5 protein-coding genes are annotated in these 3,263 nt (G+C 73.1%); 4 read left to right on the forward strand and 1 reads right to left on the reverse strand.

Going from position 1 to position 3,263, the window contains the following annotated elements; genetic code table 11:
- Positions 1–93: 93 nt before the first annotated feature.
- Positions 94–534 (forward strand): single-stranded DNA-binding protein, encoded by a 441-nt coding sequence (gene ssb / locus JWP64_RS08915; protein ID WP_297494427.1) that lies wholly within the window; start codon positions 94–96, stop codon positions 532–534.
- Positions 535–754: 220 nt separating this feature from the next.
- Here ssb and JWP64_RS08920 read toward each other — a convergent pair whose 3' ends face one another.
- Positions 755–1,537: a hypothetical protein gene (locus JWP64_RS08920; protein WP_297494430.1), complete on the reverse strand. Its 783-nt coding sequence runs from the start codon at positions 1,535–1,537 to the stop codon at positions 755–757.
- A gap of 472 nt (positions 1,538–2,009) precedes the next feature.
- On the opposite strand from JWP64_RS08920, the gene JWP64_RS08925 reads away from it, so the two are divergent.
- The 3 genes from JWP64_RS08925 to JWP64_RS08935 all read left to right on the forward strand — a co-directional run.
- Positions 2,010–2,189: a hypothetical protein gene (locus JWP64_RS08925; RefSeq protein ID WP_297494433.1), complete on the forward strand. Its 180-nt coding sequence runs from the start codon at positions 2,010–2,012 to the stop codon at positions 2,187–2,189.
- Between the two features lie 34 nt (positions 2,190–2,223).
- Positions 2,224–2,493, forward strand: a complete 270-nt coding sequence (locus tag JWP64_RS08930) for a WhiB family transcriptional regulator (protein ID WP_297494437.1) — start codon at positions 2,224–2,226, stop codon at positions 2,491–2,493.
- A 321-nt stretch (positions 2,494–2,814) separates the two neighbouring features.
- Positions 2,815–3,263 (forward strand): bifunctional DNA primase/polymerase (locus JWP64_RS08935; RefSeq protein WP_297494440.1); only part of this gene is annotated, 449 nt, incomplete at its 3' end.

Here is a 3,263-nt window from a genome sequence, read left to right on the forward strand (position 1 = left end):
TGGACGAGCCGGAACCCCCGCCCAGACCCGAACCGCGCGCTGAGGCGGAGCCGCGTCACCCCAACGCACCGACCTCCAGACAGGAGCCCCGCCATGAACGAGAACACCTTCCACGGCAACGTCGGCACGAACCCCGAGATCAACTACGGCAAGAACAACGGCATCGCGGTGGTCAACTTCTCGATCGCGATCAACTCCCGCCGGTTCGACCGGGCCAAGGGCCAGTGGGTCACCCGCCCCACGGTCTGGAAGGACGTGGTCTGCTTCGGCGAGTTCGCCGAGAACGTCTACGACAGCATCGCCAAGGGCATGGCCGTCACGGTCACCGGCGAGGAGGTCGACGACTCCTACACCAAGGAGTCCTACGAGCCCGGCGGCGAGGACATCGTCATCCGCCGCCACAAGATCGAGGCCCGCGACATCGCGGTCAGCCTCCGCGCCCAGCGCGCGAAGGTCACCAAGGTCGAGCGCAACCGCGGCGAGCAGCCCTCCGACCAGGCCCAGCGCAGCACCGCCCCGCAGCAGGTCGGCTGACCCCCCGGGCGCGGGCCCGCCCGTCGGGGCCGGGCCACCCGCCCGTCTCCCCCGCCCGTCTTGCTCGAAGGAGCCTCGCGATCGTCGCCTGGATCGCCATGCAGGTTCGTCGCCGCGGCCGGGGCCGGCTGAAGTCCGCCGTCGTGCCCCGTACCGGCGTCCCCACGGCGCGGGACGCCGGTAGGCCGGAGCCGGCGGAAGACCTGCCGCAGCCCCGTGATCAGGGGCGCCGCTGCCCGGAGTTGATCGTGTCGGCGTGCCAGGCCAGCGAGTCGCCTGCGGTGACCGGCCACGCCTCCAACCGTGGGTGGGCCAGGACGGCGGCGACGAGGCCGCGGCGGCCGCCGACGAGTGTGGAGTCGAAGTCGATCTCCGTCGCGACGCACCAAGAGCGGTCGGCAGGCCAGAACAGGTTCGGTGACTGCGGCCAGATCCCACGCGGGTCCCCGAGCCCGCCGGCGTCGTCGAGCGGGCCGGTGAACAGCAGGTAGCTCCGCCCCGGCAGCTTAAGGCGCGGGCCCTCGAGGATCTCGAGGGGGAACGCCGACGGTGGCTCCTCGGTCACCCACCGACCATCGGGCAAGGTCCGGGTCACCGAGGCACCGCGGGTGTCGACCCAGCCCAAGCCCTCCCACAGCGCGAACACACACCGCTGCCCGGCGGTGTGGCCGGTCAGCACGTCAAGCAGCGCGGCCAGGGCGTCGGCAGGGAGGTTCCCCAGGTCCGGTGGGCTCCCCGCCCACGCCGAACGCTCGGTGACCGAGCCGTCGGCCATCGGGACGATCTCGGCGCGCGAAATCGCCCGCCATTGCATCAGCGGGTGCGCCGTGGCCCCCGTGCGGGCACACACCTGCACCCAGGATTCGGGCTCGCCCGTCATGGTGTGCGGAGGGTGCAGGACGCGGGCGTAGGCGTCGAACACCGCCGGCACGGTCGAACCGACCCTGCCGTCCAGGACCCGCAGACGATCGGCGATCCAGTCCCCGACGCTCACGTCGGACACCAGTCCGGTCTTCCCATAGCACCCATGATCAGCGTCCTGGGTGGGCGTGGGCCACCGGATTGCCGGCGAGCCTCCGCAGCGGCGGGATGGCCGGGTCTCCTCGCTTTTCGTCGCCGCGACGGTGCCCGAGGACCCGCCCTTGCCGGTCCAGGCCCTGCGCTGCGCTTCGGCCGGGCGCGGTCGCCTGCGGCGAGCCCGGACCGGCAGGCGGAACCCCGGGCGTTCCCGGTCGCGCCGAAACGAGGAGAACAAACCCCGTCCCGCCGTCTGGGCGGGACACCCGGAGCACCGCCGGTGGTCCGGGTGCGGCACGCACAACTCGATACCGCCCGCACCGGCCCTGACGGGCCCGGTCGCGGGCGAGCCCCTCCGGGGGCCGGGCGCTGCCCGGACCCGGCCTCGCTCGGAGAAGGGGCAAAGAGATCCGCACCCCGCACCGGGGCGTGCGCAGATTCCCAGGAGGAGAGAAGCGATGGCGATCAGGTTTTTGAACCGGAAGAACCGCGAGACCGGCGGGGGCGGCGCAGAGCGCTGGTGCCGCGCCTGCGCCAGCAGGGTCCGAGGCGCGAAGTTCGGGCTGCAGGACTGCTGCTCGAACCCCGAGTGCCACCGAATCCTCGTGGCCCGCAGCGAACAGTCCGCGGCCCGCTGACCACCCCGTCACCACCAACAGAAGGAGCACCGTCATGGACTGGCGAAACAAGGGCGCCTGCACCGACGAGCCGCCGGAGTTGTTCTTCCCGCTCGGCAACGCCGGGCCGGCCGCCACTCAGATCGCTGAGGCGAAGGCCGTCTGCGGGCGCTGTCCGGTGACCGACCGGTGCCTGGCGTGGGCGATGGCGCATGAGGACCACGGCGTGTGGGGCGGCCTGGACGAGTTCGAGCGCCGCGAGCGCCGCGGGATCGACCGCCGGGGCCGTTCCGGCCGGCGCACCGCCGCCCATCCGGCGGCGTGACCCACCGGCACCGACGGGGTGGGCCGGGCCAGCCGGAATCTGGCCCGGTCCGGCCGGACGGTACCGCGCACCCCACACGCACCGCACCGACCGCCGCCCCGAACACCCACCCGAGCAACACCACCGGAGCAGCACCACCGGAGCCGGGACCACGCCGGCCCGGTCTGACCAGCAGGAGGAAACGACATGACCACCGCGACCAACACGACGCCGGCGACCCGGGGCCCGGTCACCGGGTCCGGTGGTGTCGGGTCCGATGTGGCCCGTTCTGTCGGTGGCGGGTGGCACCCTGGTGACGATCACCGACGGGGAGCGTCGCCCATGAGCAGCCAGGCCAGCCCGAACCCGCGCCCGACCCGGCTGATGCAGGCCGCCCTCGACGCCGCCGCGGCCGGTCTGTACGTGTTCCCGGTGTGGCCGAAGGGCAAGCTGCCCGCGGTCAAGGACTGGGAGAACGCCGCCACCCGCGACCCGGACACGATCACCGACTGGTGGACCGCGCGACCGTGGAACGTGGGGATCGCGGTGGGCCGCAGCCGGGTCGTGGTCGTCGATCTCGACCAGGCGCGTGAGGACTCTCCGCCGGAGGAGTTCGCCGGCGCGAGCGGCGGAGCCGAGGTGCTGGCCCGGCTGGCCGAGCGGGCCGGGCAGCCGGCCCCGGTGGACACCTACTCGGTGACCACGCCGTCCGGTGGGGAGCACCGCTACTTCCTGATGCCCGAGGGTCTCGAGCTGCGCAACACCCAGAGCGGCCTCGGCTGGAAGATCGA

Source organism: Pseudonocardia sp., assembly GCF_025465255.1.
GTDB lineage: Bacteria > Actinomycetota > Actinomycetes > Mycobacteriales > Pseudonocardiaceae > Pseudonocardia.

Excerpts from the sequence above, each read along its gene's own strand:
- JWP64_RS08925 (WP_297494433.1), top strand. The coding sequence starts at position 2,010 with ATGGCGATCAGGTTTTTGAACCGGAAGAACCGCGAGACCGGCGGGGGC.
- ssb (WP_297494427.1), top strand. The coding sequence starts at position 94 with ATGAACGAGAACACCTTCCACGGCAACGTCGGCACGAACCCCGAGATC.
- JWP64_RS08930 (WP_297494437.1), top strand. The coding sequence starts at position 2,224 with ATGGACTGGCGAAACAAGGGCGCCTGCACCGACGAGCCGCCGGAGTTG.